Below are 23,970 nucleotides of genomic sequence, written 5' to 3'. Positions count from 1 at the left end.
TAATGCACGAAACTAAAGAGGATTTAGACTCGTTCATGAAGAAGATAACAGTATAAACAGAAAAATCGAGGAGAGCAGTTTGACCTGCTTTCCTTTTTTTCTTTAAGAAGCTAGGAGGAACTGGAATGGAACATGAATTTGTCATTGTAAGTGCGAACCGTACGGCTATAGGTAAAATGGGAGGACAACTAAAAGATGTACAAGCGGGTCATCTAGCGGCAACGGTCATTAAGGATGCAATCGAGAGAGCAGGTCTGGCACCCGAGCAGATAAATGAAGTGATTTTTGGTGAAGTGCGCCAGTCGACCGAATCTTCAAATCTAGCACGTGTTGCCGCGTTAAGAGCGGGTATCCCTCCTGAAGCTTCGGCTTATACAGTAAACCGCCTATGTGCTTCAGGCATACAGGCAGTGATTTCCGGTGTTCAGCATCTAGCTTTTAATCCGGATGATATTGTCGTGGCAGGTGGAGCGGAAAATATGAGTAGAGCCCCCATTTACCTCAGAAATTCACGATTTGGAGAAGGAAACCCTCATCTAGTTGATTCTAATCTTGAAAATGGACAGCAGCCAACCGAAGTGTATGGAAAAGATTTGGGGATGGGGATAACAGCAGAAAACGTAGCGGAAACCTACCAAATTTCCCGGGAAGCCCAGGACGCCTTTGCTGTAGAAAGCCAAAGAAGGGCAAGAAAGGCGATTGAGTCTGGTTCCTTCGAATCTCAAATCGTTCCGGTTGAAATAAAGACTAGGAAAAGGACAACAGTATTTCAAGTGGACGAGCACCCAAGAGAAACATCGATAGAAAAACTGTCCCATTTGAAGCCCGTCTTCAAAAGTGATGGAACAGTCACGGCTGGTAATGCCTGTGGCCGTAATGATGGTGCCAGTGCTTTAGTTTTGATGACCCGCGAAAAGGCTTTTAATCTTGATATCAAACCGATTGCCAAGATTGTAAACTGGTCTACAGCTGGTGTCGATCCACGTTATATGGGAATCGGTCCCGTTCCCGCGATCGAGAACCTATTGAAAAAGACTGGACTGGCAGTTGAAGATATCGGACTGTTCGAGTTGAATGAGGCATTCGCATCACAATCATTGGCTGTTATACGGGAAGCCAAGCTAGATCCTGGTAATGTCAATGTCAACGGTGGAGCCATTGCATTAGGCCATCCACTAGGGGCAACGGGGGCGATTATCATGACCAAATTAATTCACGAGATGCAACGGCGCCAAGAGAAATACGGAATGGCAACCCTATGTATTGGCGGTGGACAAGGGATGGCCATTTTATTGGAATTGGCTTAATAGGGATTTGAAAAACTCTTCACTAAGCTTAACTCATTAAAACACAAAACTTAGCCACCGATTATACCTGCATTCTCTCTTAATATGCTAGTAAACCCATCCTTATTGTAGAAGGTTGGGTTTTTTGATTTTCTGGTAAATGAGAAAAATTCAAAAATGAATTATCAGTTTATGGATGAATCCTTTAAAACAAAGGCTTTATAACGAGTAAGATTCAAAAATGAATTTGATCACTCAAAAAAATTAGCTGTTTCCCCAGTGTGTGATTTGGCATGAAACTTGCATTGTTATATGTGTAAACCATATGTAGAAGAATCGGATTTGAGAAAAATGGAGGGGTTAAAGGTGCGAAAAACAGTAAAACAACCATGGGAGCAATGGTATGCAGAAGGAATGTCGTCATTACTTCTACCGGAAATTTCCGTCTATACACTACTGGACCAATCAGCAAAGAAATTCCCTGATCATACAGCCATTATTTTTGAAGACCATCTCATGGATTATAAAAGCCTGAAATCACAGGTAGATAAACTTGCAGGTAAGTGGAAAGAAATGGGGTTCGTGAAAGGTGAAAGAATTGGCCTTATGATGGCCAACCATCCTTATTTCATCATCAGTTATTACGCTGCACAAGCGCTGGGACTCATTGTTGTTCAACTGAACCCTATGTATAAGCCTAGGGAACTGCTCCAAATATTAGTGGATTCTAATGCTCTATATATTGTGTATGACCAATTGGCCGCTACTACCATTGAAGAAACAAAAGCGATATATGATTTTTCAATCTGCATGAAGACGGACGATGACCAATTAGACGGCCTATCCCTACGTTCTTTGATAGAAAATGGAGAAAAAATCAAGGAAGTTGAAACGATAAATCCTCTTGAAGATATTGCGGTCATCCAGTATACGGGAGGGACGACGGGGAAAATGAAGGGAGCGATGCTTACCCATTACAATCTGACTTCCAATGTTATACAGAGCTCTGAAATGTATGGGGATTTGATGGTGCCCGGAAAGGAAGTCGTGCTGGCAGCGACACCGCTTTATCATGTTTACGCGATGACAAGTGCCATGAATCTCGGAATTTATATTGGAGCTGCCATTCTATTATTTCCTAAATTCGAGATTCAAAATGTACTAATGAATATTCAAAAGTACCGTCCGACTTTTTTTCCAGGCGTTCCAAAGATGTACAATGCGTTCGTCAATCATCCTGAAATCGAAAAATATGGACTGGATTGTCTGAAAAATTGTTCTTGTGGCTCAGCACCCATGCCAGTTGAAGTCATTAATCGATTCGAGAAGCTGACAGGTGCTTCTATAGGAGAAGGTTTTGGGTTATCAGAAGCCTCTCCTTCCACACATCGTAATCCGCCCTTAGGTAAAAGGAAAATCGGGAGTGTCGGCATTCCTTTTCCTAGAACCGATTGTATGATCGTAGACGCGGACAATAATGAAGTGCCATCCAAAGGGGTGGGAGAGCTGCTTATAAAAGGCCCACAAATTATGAAGGGATATTGGAATAACGAGGTGGAAACGAGAAAAGCTCTCCAAAATGGCTGGTTGTATACAGGCGATCTTGCTTCAGTGGATGAAGAGGGGTATTTCTACATTGTCGGCAGAAAAAAAGAAATGATCATTATTAGCGGGTTTAATATATATCCGCAAGAGGTGGAAGGTGTCCTTTATCAGCACCCGGATATTCAGGAGGCGGCTGTGGTGGGGATACCGCATAAAGAATTAGGAGAGGTCGTAAAGGCATTCATTGTTCCAATGAAGGATGCCAACATTGACCTTGAGGAAATTGAAGGATATTGCTATACCCAGCTGACACCCTATAAGGTTCCGAAGCAATTTGAAGTAAGGGAGGAACTGCCGCGAAACACCGTTGGCAAACTATTAAAAAGGTTGCTTATAAAAGAGGAACTGGAAAAGAGGACAAAGAAGGATTGAAGCGGATCCAGCTTTTTAATGGAGGTAGTGGAAGCAAGAATCAATAGCATTCCAGTGGAGGAAATCGGGAAGTCGGAAGATATGCTTTTTTCGAAGATGAATGTTCTTCATTCCTCAGTGGCCAGGTACTACTGCTATATGTGACTGGAGGTTCTAATGAGATTCCTAGTTTCGTAATGGAATTCAACCAAGAAAGGCATTAATTCGACCACACAGCCAGATAATTCAACCATGGTAGCAAGTAATTCGACCATCAGAAGCGATAATTCAACCACCAAGACTATAAGACTATCTATTCACAAAGAAACGAGGGGATTCACATGCGTTGGTTTGTTCTTTCTCTATTATTCCTCGGAGCGGTCATTAACTTTGCTGATAAATCAATAATCGGACTGGCCGCTGTGCCAATCATGAAGGAATTCGATCTTTCCTATGCCGAATGGGGACTTGTAGGAAGCAGTTATTATTGGCTCTATCCTGTAACGGGCATTTTTGGAGCCGCATGGGCTGATAAGCTCGGGGCCAAGAAAGTACTGGGGTTCATCATGCTGACATGGACTGTTTTACAATTTGGTGTTTTGGCCATTGCTGCTTTGCCACTATTAATTATTTATAGAATCTTACTTGGGGCATTCGAAGGGCCATATAGCCCTATTGCTTATAGCCATGCGGATAAGTGGTTCCCCCCGAAACAACGGGGATTAGCCAACTCGGTTGTAGTGGGAGGGGGAACGGTTGGTGCGATGATTGTTGCACCGCTTCTTGTTTCCATGATTACCATTTTTGGATGGAAAGTGGCCTTTGCTAGTCTTGGAGTAGCAAGCCTTGTCTGGTTCTTCTTATTTCAATTTTTAACGAAGGAAAATCCCGTTCAAGTATATGAGAAGGTCCAGAAGAAAAAGAAAGAAAAGATGGAGAAATTCAAACTGAAAGACTTTCTCGTGCTTTTAGCGTCTCCAACCGCTTTATTTACGACACTCGCATATTTCTCAACGTATATTCTGGTCGTCTGGTTTTCCGTTTGGTTACCGATTTATTTAGTGGAAGTCGTAAATATGACACCCGGACAGATGGGCACGAGCATAGCAATCATTGGAGTCATTTCCGTATGTATTTATATGGGTGTTTCCATGTTATCGGATTACTTATTCAAGAAAAATCAGAATTGGCGTTCATCCAGGGTCTTGGTTGTAGCTGGAGCAATGATCATGGGTTCACTATTCCTATCTTCCATCATGGTCTTTCAAAATCCAATTTGGGTGATTTTTGCAATGTGCTTGGCTAAAGGTCTCACCTATTCCATATTACCGATTGGACCAACGATCATGATCAATGAAATGCGTGAACGCGGCGGACTGATGACAAGTATCTTAACGTCTTCAGGCAATCTTGCAGGCATTGTAGCTCCTCTACTAACGGGTTATATCATTAGTTTAGCGGCGGGGAATAAAATACTAGGCTATAACTTGTCCATTTTGTTCATGGCTGCCCTTGTTCTGGTATTCGGCTTATTGTTTGCCATGTTCGTTAAGCCAACTAAGTCAAAAGATGGGCAGGAAATCAGACCAACAGAAGATTATGATTTGAAATCTTCATAAGGGTTACCAGCATCCAAAAAATATAAAAAAGGAGCGGATGAGGAAATGAATATAGATGTGAATAGAGAGGCTGTCATTGTTTCAGCAGTAAGAACGGCGATTGGGAAGCAAGGGGGCGCACTAGCGACAGTACCCGCACACGTATTTGGGGCAGAAGTGGTAAAAGAGGCATTGAAACGCGCAAATGTAGCTCCTGAAATGGTGGACGATGTCATCATGGGGAATGTTTTAAGCGGAGGAGGCAATATCGCTCGATTAACCGCCCTTCAGACAGGTCTTTCCATGCAATTACCGGGTTTAACGGTCGATCGCCAATGTGGGTCCGGAATCAATGCGGTCAATTTGGCTGCACAAGCAATCTGGGCGGGTGATGGGGACGTATATATCGCTGGAGGAGTTGAGAGCATGAGCCGGGCTCCTTATTTGATGGATCGTCCGGATAAACCATATAGCTCTTCTCCACCAAATTTCAGGAAATCTCAGTTATCTCCAAAAGAGGTAGGCAATCCACCGATGGGAATTACCGCCGAAAATTTAGTTGCAAAATATGAGATCAGCCGGGAAGAACAAGATGAGTTCGCCATTGAGAGCCAGAAAAAGATGGCGAGAGCGATGGAAGAGGGACGCTTTACTGAACAAATTGTTTCAGTGAACATCCCGGTTCGAAATGGAGAGCCGGTAGGATTCAAAGTAGATGAACATCCACGTCCGCAAGTAACCAAAGAAGCGCTAGCGAAACTTCCTCCTGCATTCCTTGAAGGTGGCTCCGTAACGGCCGGAAACAGTTCGGGTTTAAATGATGCGGCGTCTGCTCTTGTCATTATGTCTAGGGAGAAAGCAGATGAATTGGGAATTAAACCTCTAGCGGTGATTAGAGCACACGCGGTTGCTGGTGTCGATCCCAACATCATGGGAATCGGACCGGTTCCAGCAGTAAGAAAGGTCATGGAAAAATCAGGGCTCTCGCTAAACGATATGGATATTATCGAAATTAATGAGGCTTTTGCGTCGCAAGTAATTGCCTGTAATCGGGAATTGGAAATGGATCCAGCCAAAGTGAATGTGAATGGAGGGGCGATTTCTCACGGACATCCACTTGGTGCCACAGGTGCAATTCTGATCACGAAAGCGGCCCATGAATTGAAACGATCTGAAGGAAGATATGCTCTCATTACGGCGTGCATTGGTGGTGGGCAAGGAATTGCCACAATCTTAGAACGGGAAGGTTGATTTTTCTTAAATTCGGAAGGAAATTCACTAGCATTTTTTTAATAGAATTGTTCCATTTGCGAATCAGACGAATTAAAAAAATCCACTATTAGGAGGCATTTGAATTATGACCATTACTTTAACGAAAGAAATGGAACAAATGAAAGCAATGATTCGGAATTTTGTTGAAAAGGAAGTAGAGCCTCTAGCCCAACAAATTGAAGAAGAGGATCTCATCCCACAACATCTTGTTGAAATGTCCAAAGAACTCGGATTATTTGGGATTAGCATACCGGAACAATACGGTGGAATTGGTTTGAATACAGTAGAAAAGGCGACGGTATTAGAGCAGTTAGGCAGAACGCACAATGGGTTTGTTTCGTTAATAAGTGCTCATACCGGTATTGGAAGCACGGGCCTGGTAAAGCTTGCATCTGAACAGTTGAAAAATAAATATCTGCCTGAGATGGCAGCGGGTAATAAAATAGCCGCTTTCGCTTTATCCGAACCTGGTGCAGGTTCGGATGCGACCAATTTGGCGACGACTGCAGAGAAAAAGGGCGATTATTGGGTGATGAATGGTACAAAGCATTTCATCACCAATGGACCGATTGCTGATGTTTACACAGTTTTTGCGTTAACGGATAAAGATAAGGGGGCAAAAGGCGGGATCACTGCCTTTTTGGTAGAAAGAAATTTCCCTGGGGTCACTGTCGGTAAAAAGGACAAGAAAATGGGATTAAGAGGTTCGTATACATCTCAGGTCATTTTTGAAAATTGTATCATTTCTGAAGAAAATGTCATTGGTGAAGTGGGCATGGGGTATATATCAGCTCTTAGAATATTAGGGGAAGGACGTGTCGGACTTGCCGCAAGAGCGGTAGGATCATGCGGCAAATTAATCGAGCTATCTACCAAATATGCAAAAGAGCGGATTCAATTCGGTAAACCAATTGCTGATAATCAAGCCATACAATGGATGCTAGCGGATATGGCAACAGAAACAGAAGCCGCAAAAGCGTTGACGATGATGGCAGCACAAAAGATTGATGAAGGGAAAAAAGTAATTAAAGAGGCTTCCATGGCCAAACTGTTCGCTTCTGACGTTTTTAATAGAGTAGCAGATAAGGCGGTTCAAATTCACGGGGGTATGGGGTATATGGCAGAATATCCAGTGGAACGCTTTTATCGCGATGCTCGCATTACAAAGATCTATGAAGGAACAAACGAAGTTCAACGGCTTATCATTGCCAGAAATATATTGGATGAGTATTGATTCGTGTTTTTTAGAATCAAATAATGTAAGAGCGCATTCAATCAGGACTGCATCTCAGGAAAGCGGGCTGGACATTTGTACGGGAATCTGTCCAGTTCCAAACGTAGAAGGCAATAGGATTTTGTTTTTTGATGAAGCGGAAATCATGAGGGGGAAAGTGAAAATTGACTACTAACGTGGAGGATATTCGCAACCAATTCGAGAGCAGTCCATTCTTTGCATATATTGGATTTGAAGTCATTCAATTTGAAGAAGGAAATGTCCGTCTGAAATTAAATATCGAGAAACATATGCTTAATATAAATGGAACGCTTCACGGAGGCATTCATGCGACCATGCTTGACACGATTCTTGGGATAGTGATTCGTTCTCTGACTAAAGCACGTGTTGTAACGACGAGCTTGACTGTTCATTATCTCGGCAGCCTGTCATCAGGAGAAATATATGCGGAAGCCAAGATTCTTCAGGAGGGGTACAAAACCGCTTTTGCAGAAGGAGAAATTAAAGATTCCGCTGGAAATCTCATTGCAAAAGGTACGGGGGTATTCAAATTGATTCGAGATGAATGAAAATAGTGATTGGCGGTGGAAAAAGAAGAAGGAGTGAAGCCGATGAATAGAGTGTGGCAGAAATCTTATCCGGAAGATACCCCCTTTGAGGTAGAAATTCCTTTAATGTCTATATACGAAATATTGGACCATTCGGCACGACAATACCCATCCACCAAAGCTGTTATTGATGGAGAAAGGGAACTTTCTTATTTGGAATTGAAGAGAAAAATTGATTGTTTTGCAGGTTCATTAAACAAGTGGGGATTAAAAAAAGAGGATAGAAGCGCATTGATGTTACCCAATTGTATAGAATACATCATTGCCTATTATGCTATCCACCGTTTGGGAGGCGTGGTGGTACAAGTGAACCCGATGTATAAGGCAAATGAACTAGCCTATATATTACGGGATTCCAATGCCACATGGTTGATTGGAAATGATGAACAAAAGAAAAAGATAGTACAAACTGGTTTGGCAGATATGCTCACGATTATTTCAGCAAATAAATTGCAGGAAGACAGCTACTATTCATGGATAGCAGAAGAGGAAAATGAACTTCCTGAGCTGGATATTAATCCAAAAGAAGATATTGCGTTACTTCAATATACAGGAGGAACCACAGGAAGAGCCAAAGGGGTCATGCTCACTCATTTCAACCTGATTGCCAATGTCATACAAGATTTTACCTATACAGCAAACGCCCTTCAACTGCAAAAACCGGGTGAGCGGATGCTTGGATTGACGCCACTGTTTCATGTATTCGGTAATGGCAGGATGAACAGTGCCGTTTATGCGGGAGCAACGTACATCACTCTAGAGAGATTTGAAATAAACAAGGTCGTCGATTTGATTAGAAAACATAGACCGACCATTTTTCCAGGTGTTCCTACCATGTATATCGCTTTACTAAATCATCCGGATTTGACAGCGCAAGATCTCAGCAGTTTTAAATACTGCAGCTGTGGCTCGGCGCCCCTTCCAGTGGAAGTTATCCATCAATTTGAGCGTAAATTCGGTGTGTCAGTATCAGAAGGCTTTGGCATGTCGGAAACTTCACCTACCACCCATCGAAACCCAGTAAAAGGTCAAAGAAAGATAGGAAGCATTGGTATTCCCTATCCTAACACTGATGCCAAAATCGTCGATATCGAAACGGGGAAAGCGGTGCTGCCGTACAATCAGGCAGGGGAACTAATCATTAAGGGTCCACAGGTGATGAAGGGGTATTGGGGAAATCTAGAGGAAACTTCAATGGCATTAAGGGAGGGTTGGTTATATACCGGAGACATAGCCACAATGGATGAAGAAGGGTATTTCTTTATTGTGGGCAGGAAAAAAGAGCTAATCATTGCAAGCGGCTATAATATTTATCCGATTGAAGTAGAGGAAGTCATTTATCAGCATCCCGGAGTGGAAGAAGCTTGCGTATTTGGCATTCCGGATACCTATCGCGGGGAAACCGTCAAAGCTATAATCGTGCTAAAGAAAGGGGTAATTGCAACAGAACAGGATATCATAAAGTTCTGCAATGAACGTTTGGCTAAATATAAGGTTCCACGAGTGATAGAGTTTAGGGAACTTATGCCGAAGTCAGCGGTCGGGAAAATTTTACGACGGGTTTTGGTTGAGGAAGAAGGCAAGAGGACAAATAGTTTAAGGACTTATCGTCGATAGGCCTTTACACTTTCCGCACGATTCACAATCCTGAAAAATTTTGGTCGTACTACATATTCTACATTAAGGACAAGACGATGTTCATCATTGTTTATGTCCTATTTTTTATTACTAAGAATATATTTAAGAATAGTGCCTGGAAACCTATAATTGGGAATAGAGGGACTTGTAAATATAATCTTAGCCATAATACTGGTATGAAGTTATAATTAGAGGAGAACAAGTTAAGCTTTTTCAAATCAATGTAAAAGCAAAGGAAAGTTTAATTTAGGAATTAAGGAAGTGTAGGATGAAAAAACATATACCTAATATGCTGACTTTGGGAAATCTATTATGTGGGTTCTTAGCGATAGGATGTATTATTACTGGTGATTTAAGAAATGCGACGATATTGATTTTTATCGCGTTAATGCTGGATGCATTGGATGGCAGGGTGGCAAGGATCCTTGGGGTATCTAATGAGATGGGGAAAGAATTGGATTCACTTGCCGATATCGTATCTTTTGGAGTAGCCCCCGCCTTTTTAGCCATACATACATATTTCAACGACTTTGGACAAGTTGGGATGCTAATCGCCGGTTTGTTCCCTCTATTCGGTGCATACCGATTGGCCAGGTTTAACATTACCGATCAAGCGGAATCTGTAAAATACTTTAAAGGGGTTCCCATCACATTAGCAGGCGGAATTGTGGCTTTTTTCGTCTTGTTTTCAGGATCCGTACCATTATGGATATTTATTATCCTGTATTATGGACTGTGTATATTGATGGTAAGTACAATGAAAATCCCAAGCTTCAAAAAAGTTGGCAGACCGAAGAATAGTGTTCTTATTACCTTGTTTTTATTCTATTCATTTTATTTAGTGGCTAAATCTAAATTTGAATCTGTTCCGATATCTTTCTATATTGCATTAGGAACCTATATATTGTTAATTGTGGTGAGATATATAAAAGAAAAAGAACCAAAATTCCCAAACAAAAAGAAAGTTAAAAAGCAAAAAATCAAAGTGATTCGTAAGAAAAGGATGAAACAATAAAAAGGCGCTGTCCCAAAAGGCATGGATAATGACTTCTGGGATGGCCCTTTTTTTCGATAACAAGAAACCGTCTAGTCTTTAGTTTTTGTTCGAAATAAAAGTGAAAGAATTTAGTTTGACATTATACCCCTGCAGGTATATTATTGGGATATAAGTTGTTCCACAGGTTCTTTGTTTGTCTATATAGATAGGTGGGTGGGTATAGATCATGGAATACGATAAAAGCGTCATCAATCGGTTAAGACGAATTGAAGGCCAGATTAAAGGTGTGCTAGGCATGATGGAACATGGCAAGGACTGTAGAGATATCGTCACTCAGTTATCAGCAGCTCGAAATGCGATTGATAGGACGATGGGAGTCATTGTTAGCGCAAATCTGGAACAATGTGTGAGGGAGAATGTCATGAAAGGCGAAGATACAGATAGCCTTGTCAAAGAAGCTGTTGAATTACTAATCAAAAGTAGATAATATAGCCCAATAAATAACGCAATTATGTAGACTGTCCAGCTCTCAAGTGGGTTGACTACTATTATTTTTTTGTCTCATATATACCCCTGGGTGTATAACGGGAGCAGGTAAATTTTTTAAAAAATATACCCAATAGGGTAATTTGAATACAGGGGGAAATACTAATGACAGAACAGAAAAAAACGACGATCATTTTATTTAGTGGAGACTATGATAAGGCAATGGCTGCTTACATTATTGCAAATGGAGCGGCGGCTTATGATCATGAAGTGACCATTTTCCATACATTCTGGGGGTTGAATGCATTACGAAAAGATGAGCCATTGACATTGAAAAAAGGCTTCCTTGAAAAGATGTTTGGAAAAATGATGCCGCGTGGTGCAGATAAAATGGGATTATCCAACATGAACTTTGCAGGCATGGGTCCTAAGATGATCAAGCATGTCATGAAAAAACATAATGCCATGTCCCTCCCCAGTTTAATTGGAATGGCCCAAGAACAAGAAGTGAAACTGATCGCTTGTACGATGACCATGGATTTACTTGGTTTGCAGCAAGAGGAATTACTAGAAGGCATTGAATATGCGGGTGTGGCTGCTTATTTAGCTGACGCAGAAAATGGTAACGTCAACTTATTTATCTAAGGTAAGGGAGGAATCAAGCTATATTGGGTACACTATTAAATATCCTCATGATTGCTATAATCGTCTGGTTCTTGTATCAACGATTTATTCCGGCAAAAGGGATTAAACAGATTACTACGATCGAATTAAGAACACAATTAAATAATCAAAGTAAGCAATATATTGATGTCCGGACGCCTAATGAGTTTAGGGGAAAACATATCAAGGGATTTAAAAACATTCCCTTATACGAACTGCAAAATAGAGTGAAAGAACTCTCTAAAGACCAAGAAGTTTTCGTAATCTGCCAAAGTGGTATGAGAAGCAGTAAGGCAAGTAAGTTATTGAAAAAAATGGGATTCATAGAAATCACGAATGTTAAAGGCGGAATGAGTGCTTGGCACTAATAAAAGGAGGAAGTCTGCTATGAAGGAAATTTCAACACAGGAAGTCGAAACTCTTTTAAATCAAAAGGCACCAGTGAATATTATCGATGTACGTGAAGTGGATGAAGTGAAAACGGGTAAAATCCCATCTGCCATGCATATACCTTTAGGACTAATAGAATTCAAGATGCAAGATCTGGACAAGTCAAAAGAATATATCATGGTCTGCCGCTCTGGTGGTAGAAGTTCAAAGGCCGTAAAACTACTTGAGGATCATGGGTATCAAGTAATCAATATGACAGGCGGAATGCTTGCCTGGAACGGACCAACCGCGTAATTTTTTTGAATAGTTAAATACCCCATGCAGTATAAATCGAGGAGGAAGAAACATGATTAAAACAAATTCTGTTTTAGATGCAAGAGGATTAGCATGTCCGATGCCCATTGTCAAAACCAAAAAGGCTTTAAATGCCTTGGAGTCCGGTGAAGTATTGGAAGTCCAAGCAACGGATAAAGGTTCAACGGCCGACATGAAAGCTTGGGCAGAGAGTACAGGTCATCAATATTTAGGTACAGTCGAAGAAGGAACGGTTTTGAAACATTACCTTCGTAAGTCAAGCGGAGAAGAAAGTATGGAAAAGAGACACCCGAACGTCATTTCTAATGAGGAGCTTCAACAAAATCTGGAAGCCAAACAGAATATCGTCGTACTGGATGTACGAGAATCAGCAGAGTTTGCTTTTGAACACATTCCCACGGCACAATCCCTTCCCCTTGGTGAATTGGATGGCCGTCTAAGTGAATTGGATAAAGAATCCGAGATATACGTGGTTTGCCGTACTGGGAGCAGAAGTGACCTAGCTGCGCAAAAACTAACTGAATCAGGATTTAAACAAGTAATCAATGTTATGCCTGGCATGAGCCAATGGAATGGTCCGACAGAAAAGTCAGTGAAGTAATAAAAACTAAAACTAATATGGAGGAATGAAGGATGACTAAAAAAGTAGCAATCATCGCTAGTAACGGTGGATTATTTGACGCATATAAAGTTTTTAATATTGCCACAGCAGCGGCAGCAACAGATCAAGAGGTAGCCATTTTCTTCACATTTGAAGGGTTAAACTTAATCCACAAGGAAGGCAATAAACAACTTCCGATGCCAGAAGGAAAAGAACATTTTGCGGAAGGATTTGCAAAGGCCAATGTACCGGCCATTCCAGAATTACTTGCTATGGCTCAAGAATTGGGCGTTACATTCATAGGATGCCAAATGACAATGGATGTTATGGGACTAGTGAAGGAAGATTTCGTCGACGGAATTGAAGTGGGCGGCGCCGTAACATTCTTGGAATTCGCTAAAGATGCGGATGTTACTTTAACATTTTAATAGCTAAAAAAAATAAAAAAATTTGAAATTAAATATACTGTAGGGGGTATATAGAATGCCATACAATGAAATGACAGCTAAAGAAGTGGCAAAGAAAGTAATCAATAAAGATGACCTATTTATCTTTGACGTTCGTAATGAAAATGATTTTAACGATTGGAAAATTGAAGGAGAGGGTTTCGAATACTTTAATATGCCGTACTTCGAATTGCTAGATGGTGTGGATGAAGTCATGGATAAAATCCCTGCCAATAAGGAAGTTTTGGTGGTATGTGCAAAAGAAGGTTCATCCGTTATGGTAGCGGAAATGCTATCTGATGCAGGGCTAACGGTTTCTTACTTAAAGGGCGGAATGAAAGCGTGGAGTGAACACTTAGAGCCATTGAAAATTGGCGATTTGAAGGATGGTGGGGAGATCTATCAATTTATCCGTCTTGGAAAAGGATGCTTGTCCTACATGGTCGTTTCCAACGGAGAAGCAGCCATTATTGACTCTACCAGGATGATTGATACCTACCTTGATTTTGCAGAAAGCATTGGTGCAAAGATCACACAAGTATTTGATACACACTTACATGCTGACCATATTTCAGGTGGTCGACAAATTGCAGAAAGCACGAATGCAACGTATTGGTTGCCACCAAAAGATGCAACCGAAGTTGTCTTTGGATATGAGCCTTTAGAGAATGGTAAAGTAGTTAAAATTGGTCACACGGCTATTGAAATCCAAGCTCTATATTCTCCAGGACATACAATTGGTTCTACTTCATTTGTTGTCGATGAAAAATACCTTTTGACAGGGGACATTCTATTCATCGATTCGATTGGTAGACCGGATTTAGCTGGATTGGCTGAGGATTGGGTTGGCGACTTGAGAGAAACCCTTTATACACGTTACAAAGAACTATCAGACGAGTTGATTGTCCTTCCATCTCATTTCATGATCATTGAAGAATTGAACGAAGACGGCAGTGTCGCTAAGAAGTTAGGATCGTTGTTTGAAGAAAATCATGGCCTGAATATTGCAGACGAAGCAGAGTTCAGAAAGATGGTAACGGGAAACCTACCTCCACAACCGAATGCTTACCAAGAAATCCGTCAAACGAACATGGGGAAAATCACGCCTGATGAGGAAAAACAACGTGAAATGGAAATTGGACCGAATCGTTGTGCGGTACGATAAAACATCACAAAAAACTATGAATAGAGGAGATTTATCATGATGAAATCAGAAAAGATATTAGATGCTAAGGGCTTGGCTTGTCCAATGCCAATCGTAAGAACAAAGAAAGCGATGAATGAATTGGAATCCGGTCAAGTATTGGAAATACATGTAACAGATAAAGGCGCAAAAGCAGATTTAGCGGCTTGGTCAAAATCAGGCGGACATGAGCTAATTGAAATGGCAGAAGATAATGGCGTGTTGAAATTCTGGATTAGAAAAGGCTGATAAAGATAAGGGGACCAATTAGGTTCCCTTCTTCTAAAGGAGAGACTGACATGGACATTACTTTTATCATCACCATATTTTTAATTGGTTTCATTGGCTCCTATATTTCAGGAATGCTTGGCATAGGCGGGTCGATCATCAAGTACCCGATGCTTTTATACATTCCACCGATCTTCGGTTTAGCGGCATTCAGTGCCCACGAAGTTTCAGGTATCAGCGCCGTACAAGTATTATTCGCCTCCATCGGGGGTGTATGGGCTTACCGTAAGGGTGGTTATTTAAACAAGCCGCTTATCCTCTACATGGGTATCAGTGTATTAATAGGAAGTGTGATTGGGAGTTTCGGATCGGAATCGATGTCGGAAGACGGTATCAATATTGTCTATGGCCTGCTTGCTTTAATAGCAGCTGTGATGATGTTCATACCGAAAAAAGGAATCGATGATATCCCGTTGGACCAGGTCAAGTTTAATAAATGGTTAGCGACAGTACTTGCCTTAATAGTCGGTTTAGGTTCCGGGGTTGTCGGGGCAGCAGGGGGCTTCTTACTTGTTCCGATTATGCTCGTTGTCTTGAAAATACCGACGAGGGTAACCATTGCCTCTTCACTAGCCATTACCTTCATTTCCTCCATTGGGGCAACGGTCGGCAAGGTCTCTACAGGCCAAGTTGACTATTACCCGGCAATCATCATGGTAGTTGCAAGTATCATCGCAGCTCCACTTGGTGCAATGGCTGGGAAGAAAATGAACACAAAAATCCTTCAAGTCATATTAGCACTATTAATATTAGCAACAGCGGTGAAAATTTGGTTGGGGATTTTGGTGTAGGGTTGAGGTCGGGGGTTTGAATCCCTCACAGGTTATCCGATTGGAAAGGCTGGAATCCTTGATAGATCAAGGGGTTCAGCCTTTTTTCTATTTTATAAAAAAAACGATACATTCATAATGAATGTATCGTCCCTTGTAAATTACATGCTTCCGAATCTATCTTTACCCTCATGTTCTCCATTTATCTTCTTATACTTGTATTCTACTGGATAGTCAGAAAATGGTTCTCTCCATCTATCTATGAGTGCTGTTAATCCATGCTCAGTTCCTAAAGATTCTTTATAAATTGAGTCGTTGGTATAGACCTTTACTTTCCCTTCATCTATATTAGCAATATAATAATTATAAAAAGGGTCAACTATAATGATAGATTTCATGAGTGTATTATTAACCCCACCTTCAACAGCAATTGTTTCTTCTAAACCGTATTTTTCCATAGACCATTCTATTGACTGCATATTTTCTACTAGCGTTTTGTAGTTTTTACCTAACAAAATTCTGATATCTTCATCGAATTCTGCAAATTCTGGAATAGCATTTAACAGAGATAGGTTTTTAGCTGATTCTTTTTCTTCTTGGGCTTTTTTCTCTTCTTGCAATTGTTTGAAGTTATTTATATAAATGGGAATTTCAAGGGTTTGTTTTTTCTTATCTATTGTTTGGGTAAGAGTAATTGTTGCTTTTTCCTTTTCAGGGTATTGCAATGCTTTAACAATTATTCCTTTCTTACCTTTTGTGACCGTTACTACTTTCTTCGGAGAAACAGTAATCTTGATATTTTTCATATTTGCCTGTTTATCTGATTTTTTCAAGTTTAGTATGTTGTACATGATAGACATAATTTCCACATTTTTAGATTCTTCTGCACTTAGATTCATAGGTTCTACTTTTGACAAACCAGTAACTACTTCACAATCATTATAGATACTTTTTCCACCAATCGGGTGTTCAGCCAAAACATACTCTGCCAGTTTTCCTTTTGGAGTATTGATAATAGCAGAAGCATTGGCAGAAGCTCCATATCCAAGTTTCCCACAAGCATATTTACCGATTACAGTATCAGTACCAGCTGCTGCTTCTCCTGTAAAATCCACACCTGCATATCCCTCTAAACCAGCGCCTACTACACCGAACGCCGTTGCTAAAATATTAAATGCAGGACCAAACTTCCCTTCGACCTTTCCTTTGCCTTGGATGCCTAGTTCAGATGTTGAGTTAACATCGGAAATGTTGTTAAATTTGGAATCTTCGTAAAGAAAGCCATTTACTTCTTGCTTGTCTATGGACACCCATAATTTTGCTTCGCCTGATATACCATATGTAATATTAATTGTAAGATTGCCTTGAATAATGAGACCAGGTATGGTGGTTGGGATATTAATTTTCCCTATTTTGATACTACCAGGAATTTTTTTCGCTTTTAAAATCTCTATCTTTGGTTCTTTTGCTGTTTTCCCCATTCGATTAAATGTTATATCTGTTTTTGCTTTTGTTGTAGTTGATAATTCCATACGATTAATCTTAAGTAATTTTGTTTTAAAATCAACTTTTACTTCCGGAGAGAACAAAGTTAATTTTCCATTTGCAGCTACTTGGTTCTTTTTATCAAAAATGAAATCATTAAAGTTAACCTGTATGCTTTTATTAATCTTTACATTAATACTTGGCTCTTTAAATTCATATTTCTTTTCGTCTTCTTCTGTGGTGTTGGTGCCAGCCACCATGCTAGAAATTTGACCCGAGGCAACAGAAGTTACCGATAATCCTTCTATACCTTTTTCAGGGGTAAAATTATCTTCTGTAATTGGGTAATTTTTATTAACATCCAGCGCTTCATAAATTTCTGTAAACTCAGGTACCGTTACTTTGACGATATAACTAGTAAATTTTCCTTTTACCGATGTTACCTTTAGCGCTTGACCTTCTGGATGTTCTAATGTGGGAACAATGATAATATTATCCACAATGATTGCTTCTTTCGTAGCATTCTTTTTAATCTTCAACTCATTATTTTCCAAAAACTTTACTTTCTCTTCATCTATTTTTTTTATCTTCGGGTTTAAAACGGCTTTTTCCACCTCGTCACGAACAGTTATAAATTTCATTCTATAACTTCGGCTAACATTTGAACCGTTTTTGTATTTCATATCTTTTTTAATATTTAGTTCGTAACGCTCCCCTTTTTCATAACCTTCTAGAGGTGGATTAATGAGCAATGTTTTTCCTTCATTTTTCAAACTAAAGTTAATTGAAACATTTTTATTTTGGTCATCGACTATGGAAATGTTTTTGTCTGTTAATGTTTCTTCGTCTAAGGGTTTATCAAATGAATATTCCCATATCTTATCTATTGGTATACCTGTTCGTACATCTAAATCTTCATTTTTTATGGTCTCTTTTTCTGTTTTAATATCTTGTTCGAATTCATTACCCACAGCAGTTTCTGCTTCATCTATATTTCCATAGAAAAAGTATGCTGCCCCCCCCACTATAAGTAAACTGAACAAGATCATAGTAAACTTTCTCATCTAACAAACCCCTTTTATCTTTTTATGTACTAGATAAATAGTACCACTCTTTATAATGGAGCATTTGGCTAATAAATGCATTACATTTAAAAAAATTCTACAAAAATAAACATATTATTCTTTAATACAAAAAGAGAACCCGCTTGGGTTTCTCTAATTCATTTTCATTCTTTTAGTGATTTAAGACGTTGTATTGACGGTTCAAACTTATCTTTTGGTACTTTTATAAAATAAATTTTTTTACTGATTTGGAAGAAAGGAGTAAATTTCGGTCGAATTAGATTAGGCAAAATGGAGTGGATTATTGTGATGAAAAGTTAGCGAATCAATTTACGTCAGTCATTACTTGAAGACCTGTACGACTATCATTTTGCAGATGGTGGTGATTTATCTAACCGGAGACTTTAATGAGGGTGGAGAGCGAAGGCTTGCATACCTTTACCTTTCCGAAAAGGGTTATGAAGATTTATTCATAGATGAGAACGGTGCTAATACAAGTATAAGAGCAGCGGGGATAGAGACAGTTGAGGGCGGCAGAACCAAAATACACTGAGCGTAAGAGGAGAAATTCTGTTGAACGTTTTTTTGAAGTATTACCTGTTGAGGAATACGTGATAGGTAAATGATATCTGCTTTTTTATGAGAAAAGAAAAGTAGCTGAATAAAAAGGCAGCTACTAAGAATTATTTTTTCAGCCTTAAAAGTAACTGAAGTTTTATCACTTATCAATTTCCCTGAACTTGTTCTTTTTATATATACTTTCCCAGCTTTCTTGATGCTGTAACGGACGCTAGCTGATTCCCTTTAGCATCATATACCGTAACAACATCTTTTTTACTTACTGAACTAATAACAATTACATCTGATTTGTTTTTATTGTTAGTTACCGCTATTTTTCTCGCTGAAGGCTTGGCTGAAACAGGAAGAGTGGTCAGTCTAGCATTTCCGAACACTACTTTATGTTTGTTCAATGCCCTTGCTTTTTGTTTAAGAGATAATTCTAACGTTTTTGTGTTTTTTGATATTCTAAGAGTAAGATTTTTCATATCAGTTTTCTTTAATTTTTTGGAATAGAGTAATTTGTTATCGGCGTATATATTGACAATGGTAGTACCGTAATCAAGAAACTAAGAGAACAACTGTTAAATATTGTCCAAGATTAAATTGGTAAACAGAAAAGGTCAGCTATCAGCTGCCCGTTTTTGTTAGCTATAGCTGAAATCTACTTATCGCTGATTATACTTTGTAAGTTTTTCAGAGATTTTCCATCCAGTTTAATTCTTATTAATCAGTTTATAAGTCCTGGTTCCGCTTGGAATTATTGTATACCCAGCATCCCAAGGTTCAAAATTAAATGAGATAGTTAGGTATTCAGAGGGGCCTTGTTTATAATAAGACTGTTTTGTTTTATTGTAGGTTAATACAGACGAGCTAATTTCATAATTTATACTATCATCACGATAGTTAATTCTCTTTTGGTACGTTTTACCGTCAACAGATATAACCATATCATACTTTAAAAATAAATCGATATAAGAAAGAGTGTGTGTATTTTTTAAACGGTTTATTACCGTTCTCTTCGGTAACTCTTTTGTATAATCATCATCCCTAAAGCTTTCCTGTGCCTTCTGAATCTTGTTAAAGGTAGTTACTGCGTTCTTCTTGGGGTATGTTGATTAATAGCGGAGAGAGGAATTGTTAATATATCTTTTCTTGTCTTTATACTTAATTTGAGCCCATCCATTCACATTTTCTTTGTAAACAGTGACTTTAGTTTTATTTTTTAAGGTTCCAACTTTTTTGTACTTACAGCTTGTATTATTTAAACATGATTTATCCGCTCCCGTATATATGGAAAGCCTCTTTGAGAAAGAAACGGTTGCTGTCTTAGTCTTCGCACTAACTTCTTGAATAGATACATTTTGAACCGTACATACCATCAGTGCACTAACAAATTAAACCATAATCTTTTTATTTCAATTACCTCCCAATCATTCTTATTATTTTCTTTAATTAGTTGCCAATGGTTATCTGAAGTTAAGCTTATGTTAGGTACTGATATATGATGCGACATTCTTCTTAACGAATGGTGAATGTGAAGAATTAAATTTAACAAAGTTGAAACCAGAAAGTAAGGCGATGTAGTTTATATAGAAAAACGAACAGGTTAGAAGACTGTTCGTTTTTCTATTGTTTAGCAATAATAATTACACAGCGGTTTATTTATTCTGGTAGGTTTTAACTCGACTGTCTATTTTCCAACCCGTGTTTTTCTTTTTAATAAACTTGTATACGGTTGTTGAACTAGGTATTATTTTATCACCACTATCCCAAGCTTTAGTATTATACGATACTGTCAAATATTCAGAAGTACCTTGTATATAATACGTCTGCTTGGTTTTAATTAATGAAATATCTATTTCCACCTGGTAACTTAAACTGTCGTCACGATAGTTTTCCCTAGGTTGGTATGTATCACTGTACCTATCTTTAACCATGTCAATTGCAATGAAATTTTCTATATAAGAAACCGTATGTGTTCCACCTAATCGGTTCATAATTTCTTTTCTCGTAAATTTTCCACGATCATCATTCCAAGAAACAACTTGGGCTTTTTGGATTTTCTTAAAGATAGTGTTTATATTCTTCTTTGAGTAAGTAGAATAATAGCGTAAATATGCATTGTTAATGAATCTCTTCTTGTTCTTGTAATTAATTTGCGCCCAACCATTAACGTTTTCCTTGTAAACAGTAACTTTAGTTTTGTTTTTTAATGTGCCTACTTTTTCATACTTACATTTAGTGTTTTTTAAACATGACTTATCCGCTCCCGTAAATACCGCTAACCCCTTAGAAGAGGAAACAGTGGCAGTTTTAGTCTTTGCTCCAACTTCTTGAATAGATACTGTTAATACAGTTAGTAATACCATCAAAATACTTAATGAAAAAACAATCGATACTCTTTTAATTTTAATTCCTCCCGATGCAATCACAATCTTATTAGCAATTTTTTAGCCTAGTAAAGTATATTTCCATGAAATTAAGAAGAGACTATGCTAACGAATAGTAAATAGTGTTGCGAATGAGATTAATATTGTCTTTTTTATTCAGTAATATTTGAGGATTTTACATAATACTTTAAAATTAGAATTTGTGATTATCTAAGATTGATTCTGTTGAACTAGAAAAATTACCTACATCACTCAACTTTATATAAAATTTGTTAAGTGCCCGGCTACTCAAAAGCATCCTATTGGATAACCATTTTAATGTATAAGGTACATTGTTTTTATGTCCTTTAATGATAAAAACTTCTTTTGTAATAGCTCGCGAATTACCAACCATTCTACCGTTTATGTTTGCTGAGGTATGAGCAACTTGTCCTGTATTTTCCTGAATCACCTGAATGTTAGTAAGGTCAGAAATTTTAAAATCGTATTGCTCTTTCTTAGTAACAAACACTAATGATTGCTTCGTTAACATTAAAACCCCTTTATTAGAAGTATCGTTTTGAAGGACTGCATATAAAGAAGCAATAGGTAGTTCACCTGTCTTTTTAAAAAATAATTTATTTGCTTTTTTTACACGATGATTATCAATATAAAAACCAACGAAGAATGCGCCCGCTAAACAGATAATAGGTAATACAAAAGTTGTAAAAAAATCATCCATTAGTAAATTAAATATTATAAAAAAAAGAACACCGCTCGCCATTAAAACATTCCATAAAAGCATTCTACCCGTCCTTAATATCCACATAATCTTACCCCTTTTATCTTATTTTTCTATATCAATCATTTATATCAAAATAGTGGCAAATAATCCACTTATATATTTAATTTATATACAAAAGGCTGATTGACACCGACTGAAAAATGTGAGTTTATTCCAAATCACTACTTTCGTTAAATTTTTCACCCTACTAACGGCACCCTTATAAATGGATAGAAAGTTCATAAATAATATAGTAGTTGAACCTAATCGTTACTATTGAACTATACAAAAATTAAGTTTAATATCATATTAGCAGTCATCTTTTATTTAATCGGTGGAGAAAATGGCTATGGATGTCTCCTCTTTCTGATAGGTGCCTTGATATTATGGAGGATAGGTCTATTAGGCATTGTTATTAGAGTAATTACTTGACTTGCTAAGATACTATTTAGAATAGGAGGGATGTTAAAGAAAATAATTATTTATGCTGTCAAAATATATGAACGTTTTGAAGATAGTAGTTTAGAATTTATCTTTTCATTATTTTAAAGACTTGCGCGATGATAATTATCTACATACTTTTAATCCTTTAACCAATATATTTTAGGAGATACAGCATGAAATATAAAATTCCAGCGTTATTCATTGCCGATTTCTTATCTTTTCTATCCAACAAAAACAGGTAACTGCAGAGAGATTTGATGTTTGGTTAACTGAGATAGTTCCCACTTCTTCCGAAGGACTTAAAATAAATTTTTGGTCAAATCCTGTATTAAAGTCGTAAATAAGGTTGTTGCGAAGAATAGTGAATTAAGGTTGAAATAACAGAATGATAATGACTCATTTTAGTTTTTTTAACTAAAAGTAATTAAAGAAAAAGGGTGGATAAAAAATGGGGATTTTAAAAAAAGTGTTAGGTTTTACTAAGAAAGAATCTGAAAGTCTATTAGGTAGTAAAACAAAGGTGGTACATAGTCAAACCAATACAAATATAGAAGTAGAAGAAAATGCAGAAACAAAACGTATTATTGAGGAATTTAAGGAAAAGAACCGCAATAGTAAAGCAGATTTGGAAGATGCAAAAGCTGCATTCTTAAAGAAGCACTCTCAAGATAATACAAATACAAAAGTAGAAAATACTACCGAAAGAATTTTGGAAGAATACAAGGAAAAAATGCGTAATAGCGAAGTAGATATGGCAAATACAAAAGCTGCATTCCTTAAAATGCATTCTCAAGACAATGAAGATACTGAGAGTGAAAAAAATCAGGTAGAAGATTCCGATTTATCCTATTCTGAAGAAGATAATAATACTAGAAGTGCGGCTTTTGCAGAATGGAATAAAGCAAATATGAATAGTATCATGAATGCATTCGACAAGAAATAATAATTTAATTTTCAATGAGAATAACTCCTTGCTAAGAAACATTAAAGAGACCTACGGGTCTTTTTTGTTTTAATAACATTCACGGTACCATAACCTGCCCAAGACCAAGGAAACTATTAAAAAAAGTAAAGACAGGAGGAATTTTAAAACAAAGGAGTGAGAGTAGAAGATTTTAAAAAGTACCTTTTTGACATAGATGGGACTATTCTTAATACAAAGGAAGAAATATCAGCAAAAACAAAAGATTCAATCCGAATACTAATAGATAAAGGAATAGAAGTCCTTTTAGCAACTGGTAGGTCTCTTCAAGAAACATTACAAGTAGCGGAAGAACTTGAATTCAGTCTACTGTTACGTTTAATTGTTCTTACGTGGTATATAAAGGGGAAGAAATCCGTAAAAATCACATTGAACAATTTTTATTAAATCCATTATTTGAAGATATCCGTAAGGATGGCAATGCTTTTTCTTGTTGCGGAATAGATACTACCTATTACTCTGATTTCAATAACCCTATATTTTAAAAAGCTTTTGTACTTATAATGTTATTGGATAATAATGGACTATTTTTATCTACCGTTCCTGTAAT

General features: G+C 38.1%; 24 protein-coding genes. 19 read left to right on the top strand and 5 right to left on the bottom strand.

All coding sequences use genetic code 11. The annotated features are described in order from the left end of the window. Positions 1–125 precede the first annotated feature (125 nt). From ACQKL0_RS03485 to ACQKL0_RS03405, 17 genes are all read left to right on the top strand, one after another. On the top strand, positions 126–1,307 hold the full coding sequence (locus ACQKL0_RS03485; RefSeq protein ID WP_427686320.1) for a thiolase family protein: 1,182 nt from the start codon (positions 126–128) through the stop codon (positions 1,305–1,307). Between the two features lie 345 nt (positions 1,308–1,652). Further along, positions 1,653–3,263 (top strand): long-chain-fatty-acid--CoA ligase, encoded by a 1,611-nt coding sequence (locus ACQKL0_RS03480; RefSeq protein ID WP_402875392.1) that lies wholly within the window; start codon positions 1,653–1,655, stop codon positions 3,261–3,263. A 320-nt stretch (positions 3,264–3,583) separates the two neighbouring features. Continuing rightward, positions 3,584–4,861 carry an MFS transporter gene (locus ACQKL0_RS03475; protein WP_402875396.1) on the top strand — a complete coding sequence of 426 codons (1,278 nt, stop codon included), beginning with the start codon at positions 3,584–3,586 and terminating at the stop codon, positions 4,859–4,861. A gap of 57 nt (positions 4,862–4,918) precedes the next feature. Continuing rightward, positions 4,919–6,091 (top strand): thiolase family protein, encoded by a 1,173-nt coding sequence (locus ACQKL0_RS03470; protein ID WP_402991968.1) that lies wholly within the window; start codon positions 4,919–4,921, stop codon positions 6,089–6,091. Positions 6,092–6,197: 106 nt separating this feature from the next. Beyond that, a complete protein-coding gene (locus tag ACQKL0_RS03465; protein WP_427686317.1) occupies positions 6,198–7,346 on the top strand; it encodes an acyl-CoA dehydrogenase family protein in 1,149 nt (382 codons plus the stop codon). Positions 7,347–7,510: 164 nt separating this feature from the next. After that, complete coding sequence (locus ACQKL0_RS03460) at positions 7,511–7,915, top strand: PaaI family thioesterase (protein WP_427686315.1); 405 nt, start codon at positions 7,511–7,513, stop codon at positions 7,913–7,915. Positions 7,916–7,957: 42 nt separating this feature from the next. Then, complete coding sequence (locus tag ACQKL0_RS03455) at positions 7,958–9,571, top strand: long-chain-fatty-acid--CoA ligase (RefSeq protein ID WP_427686313.1); 1,614 nt, start codon at positions 7,958–7,960, stop codon at positions 9,569–9,571. Between the two features lie 289 nt (positions 9,572–9,860). Then, on the top strand, positions 9,861–10,607 hold the full coding sequence (gene pssA, locus ACQKL0_RS03450; protein ID WP_402875403.1) for a CDP-diacylglycerol--serine O-phosphatidyltransferase: 747 nt from the start codon (positions 9,861–9,863) through the stop codon (positions 10,605–10,607). 208 nt (positions 10,608–10,815) lie between these two features. After that, positions 10,816–11,076 (top strand): metal-sensitive transcriptional regulator, encoded by a 261-nt coding sequence (locus ACQKL0_RS03445; protein WP_402956433.1) that lies wholly within the window; start codon positions 10,816–10,818, stop codon positions 11,074–11,076. 164 nt (positions 11,077–11,240) lie between these two features. After that, on the top strand, positions 11,241–11,720 hold the full coding sequence (locus ACQKL0_RS03440; RefSeq protein WP_427686311.1) for a DsrE/DsrF/DrsH-like family protein: 480 nt from the start codon (positions 11,241–11,243) through the stop codon (positions 11,718–11,720). A 20-nt stretch (positions 11,721–11,740) separates the two neighbouring features. Beyond that, on the top strand, positions 11,741–12,106 hold the full coding sequence (locus ACQKL0_RS03435; RefSeq protein ID WP_402956507.1) for a rhodanese-like domain-containing protein: 366 nt from the start codon (positions 11,741–11,743) through the stop codon (positions 12,104–12,106). A 19-nt stretch (positions 12,107–12,125) separates the two neighbouring features. Beyond that, the gene (locus ACQKL0_RS03430; protein ID WP_402875408.1) at positions 12,126–12,422 is read left to right on the top strand and encodes a rhodanese-like domain-containing protein; all 297 of its coding nucleotides are present in this window, start codon (positions 12,126–12,128) and stop codon (positions 12,420–12,422) included. Positions 12,423–12,474: 52 nt separating this feature from the next. Continuing rightward, the gene (locus ACQKL0_RS03425; RefSeq protein ID WP_427686308.1) at positions 12,475–13,044 is read left to right on the top strand and encodes a sulfurtransferase TusA family protein; all 570 of its coding nucleotides are present in this window, start codon (positions 12,475–12,477) and stop codon (positions 13,042–13,044) included. 32 nt (positions 13,045–13,076) lie between these two features. Beyond that, positions 13,077–13,472, top strand: a complete 396-nt coding sequence (locus ACQKL0_RS03420) for a DsrE/DsrF/DrsH-like family protein (protein ID WP_402956438.1) — start codon at positions 13,077–13,079, stop codon at positions 13,470–13,472. Between the two features lie 55 nt (positions 13,473–13,527). After that, a complete protein-coding gene (locus ACQKL0_RS03415; RefSeq protein WP_427686306.1) occupies positions 13,528–14,655 on the top strand; it encodes an MBL fold metallo-hydrolase in 1,128 nt (375 codons plus the stop codon). 39 nt (positions 14,656–14,694) lie between these two features. Continuing rightward, the gene (locus ACQKL0_RS03410; protein WP_402956509.1) at positions 14,695–14,922 is read left to right on the top strand and encodes a sulfurtransferase TusA family protein; all 228 of its coding nucleotides are present in this window, start codon (positions 14,695–14,697) and stop codon (positions 14,920–14,922) included. A 50-nt stretch (positions 14,923–14,972) separates the two neighbouring features. Further along, positions 14,973–15,752 (top strand): sulfite exporter TauE/SafE family protein, encoded by a 780-nt coding sequence (locus ACQKL0_RS03405; RefSeq protein WP_427686304.1) that lies wholly within the window; start codon positions 14,973–14,975, stop codon positions 15,750–15,752. A gap of 140 nt (positions 15,753–15,892) precedes the next feature. On the opposite strand, the gene ACQKL0_RS03400 is transcribed toward ACQKL0_RS03405, so the two are convergent. The 5 genes from ACQKL0_RS03400 to ACQKL0_RS03380 all read right to left on the bottom strand — a co-directional run bounded on the left by ACQKL0_RS03400 (position 15,893) and on the right by ACQKL0_RS03380 (position 22,015). Next, positions 15,893–18,280 carry an Ig-like domain-containing protein gene (locus ACQKL0_RS03400; protein ID WP_427686302.1) on the bottom strand — a complete coding sequence of 796 codons (2,388 nt, stop codon included), beginning with the start codon at positions 18,278–18,280 and terminating at the stop codon, positions 15,893–15,895. 749 nt (positions 18,281–19,029) lie between these two features. Continuing rightward, positions 19,030–19,326 (bottom strand): hypothetical protein, encoded by a 297-nt coding sequence (locus tag ACQKL0_RS03395; protein ID WP_427686300.1) that lies wholly within the window; start codon positions 19,324–19,326, stop codon positions 19,030–19,032. 630 nt (positions 19,327–19,956) lie between these two features. Beyond that, positions 19,957–20,220: an SH3 domain-containing protein gene (locus ACQKL0_RS03390; protein WP_427686298.1), complete on the bottom strand. Its 264-nt coding sequence runs from the start codon at positions 20,218–20,220 to the stop codon at positions 19,957–19,959. Between the two features lie 279 nt (positions 20,221–20,499). Next, complete coding sequence (locus ACQKL0_RS03385) at positions 20,500–21,273, bottom strand: SH3 domain-containing protein (protein WP_427686296.1); 774 nt, start codon at positions 21,271–21,273, stop codon at positions 20,500–20,502. A gap of 151 nt (positions 21,274–21,424) precedes the next feature. Further along, entirely contained in the window at positions 21,425–22,015 is a 591-nt protein-coding gene (locus tag ACQKL0_RS03380) for a hypothetical protein (RefSeq protein WP_427686294.1), read from the bottom strand. A gap of 871 nt (positions 22,016–22,886) precedes the next feature. On the opposite strand from ACQKL0_RS03380, the gene ACQKL0_RS03375 reads away from it, so the two are divergent. Beyond that, positions 22,887–23,381 (top strand): hypothetical protein, encoded by a 495-nt coding sequence (locus ACQKL0_RS03375; RefSeq protein ID WP_427686292.1) that lies wholly within the window; start codon positions 22,887–22,889, stop codon positions 23,379–23,381. A gap of 156 nt (positions 23,382–23,537) precedes the next feature. Continuing rightward, the gene (locus tag ACQKL0_RS03370) at positions 23,538–23,807 is read left to right on the top strand and encodes an HAD family hydrolase (protein ID WP_427686290.1); all 270 of its coding nucleotides are present in this window, start codon (positions 23,538–23,540) and stop codon (positions 23,805–23,807) included. Positions 23,808–23,970 lie beyond the last annotated feature (163 nt).

The sequence above is a fragment of the Peribacillus sp. NPDC097264 genome, assembly GCF_050277925.1.
GTDB lineage: Bacteria > Bacillota > Bacilli > Bacillales > DSM-1321 > Peribacillus.
The sequence above is the reverse complement of the archived record's forward strand: the minus strand, read 5'-3'. Positions and strand labels throughout refer to the sequence as shown.

What these genes read in the sequence shown, in the direction of transcription:
- ACQKL0_RS03405 (WP_427686304.1), top strand. Translation starts at nt 14,973, where the DNA reads ATGGACATTACTTTTATCATCACCATATTTTTAATTGGTTTCATTGGC.
- ACQKL0_RS03485 (WP_427686320.1), top strand. Translation starts at nt 126, where the DNA reads ATGGAACATGAATTTGTCATTGTAAGTGCGAACCGTACGGCTATAGGT.
- ACQKL0_RS03390 (WP_427686298.1), bottom strand. Translation starts at nt 20,220, where the DNA reads ATGGTATGTACGGTTCAAAATGTATCTATTCAAGAAGTTAGTGCGAAG.
- ACQKL0_RS03375 (WP_427686292.1), top strand. Translation starts at nt 22,887, where the DNA reads ATGGGGATTTTAAAAAAAGTGTTAGGTTTTACTAAGAAAGAATCTGAA.
- ACQKL0_RS03395 (WP_427686300.1), bottom strand. Translation starts at nt 19,326, where the DNA reads ATGAAAAATCTTACTCTTAGAATATCAAAAAACACAAAAACGTTAGAA.
- ACQKL0_RS03445 (WP_402956433.1), top strand. Translation starts at nt 10,816, where the DNA reads ATGGAATACGATAAAAGCGTCATCAATCGGTTAAGACGAATTGAAGGC.
- ACQKL0_RS03440 (WP_427686311.1), top strand. Translation starts at nt 11,241, where the DNA reads ATGACAGAACAGAAAAAAACGACGATCATTTTATTTAGTGGAGACTAT.
- ACQKL0_RS03430 (WP_402875408.1), top strand. Translation starts at nt 12,126, where the DNA reads ATGAAGGAAATTTCAACACAGGAAGTCGAAACTCTTTTAAATCAAAAG.
- ACQKL0_RS03400 (WP_427686302.1), bottom strand. Translation starts at nt 18,280, where the DNA reads ATGAGAAAGTTTACTATGATCTTGTTCAGTTTACTTATAGTGGGGGGG.
- ACQKL0_RS03415 (WP_427686306.1), top strand. Translation starts at nt 13,528, where the DNA reads ATGCCATACAATGAAATGACAGCTAAAGAAGTGGCAAAGAAAGTAATC.
- ACQKL0_RS03475 (WP_402875396.1), top strand. Translation starts at nt 3,584, where the DNA reads ATGCGTTGGTTTGTTCTTTCTCTATTATTCCTCGGAGCGGTCATTAAC.
- ACQKL0_RS03425 (WP_427686308.1), top strand. Translation starts at nt 12,475, where the DNA reads ATGATTAAAACAAATTCTGTTTTAGATGCAAGAGGATTAGCATGTCCG.
- ACQKL0_RS03380 (WP_427686294.1), bottom strand. Translation starts at nt 22,015, where the DNA reads ATGCTTTTATGGAATGTTTTAATGGCGAGCGGTGTTCTTTTTTTTATA.
- ACQKL0_RS03455 (WP_427686313.1), top strand. Translation starts at nt 7,958, where the DNA reads ATGAATAGAGTGTGGCAGAAATCTTATCCGGAAGATACCCCCTTTGAG.
- ACQKL0_RS03465 (WP_427686317.1), top strand. Translation starts at nt 6,198, where the DNA reads ATGACCATTACTTTAACGAAAGAAATGGAACAAATGAAAGCAATGATT.
- pssA (WP_402875403.1), top strand. Translation starts at nt 9,861, where the DNA reads ATGAAAAAACATATACCTAATATGCTGACTTTGGGAAATCTATTATGT.
- ACQKL0_RS03410 (WP_402956509.1), top strand. Translation starts at nt 14,695, where the DNA reads ATGAAATCAGAAAAGATATTAGATGCTAAGGGCTTGGCTTGTCCAATG.
- ACQKL0_RS03420 (WP_402956438.1), top strand. Translation starts at nt 13,077, where the DNA reads ATGACTAAAAAAGTAGCAATCATCGCTAGTAACGGTGGATTATTTGAC.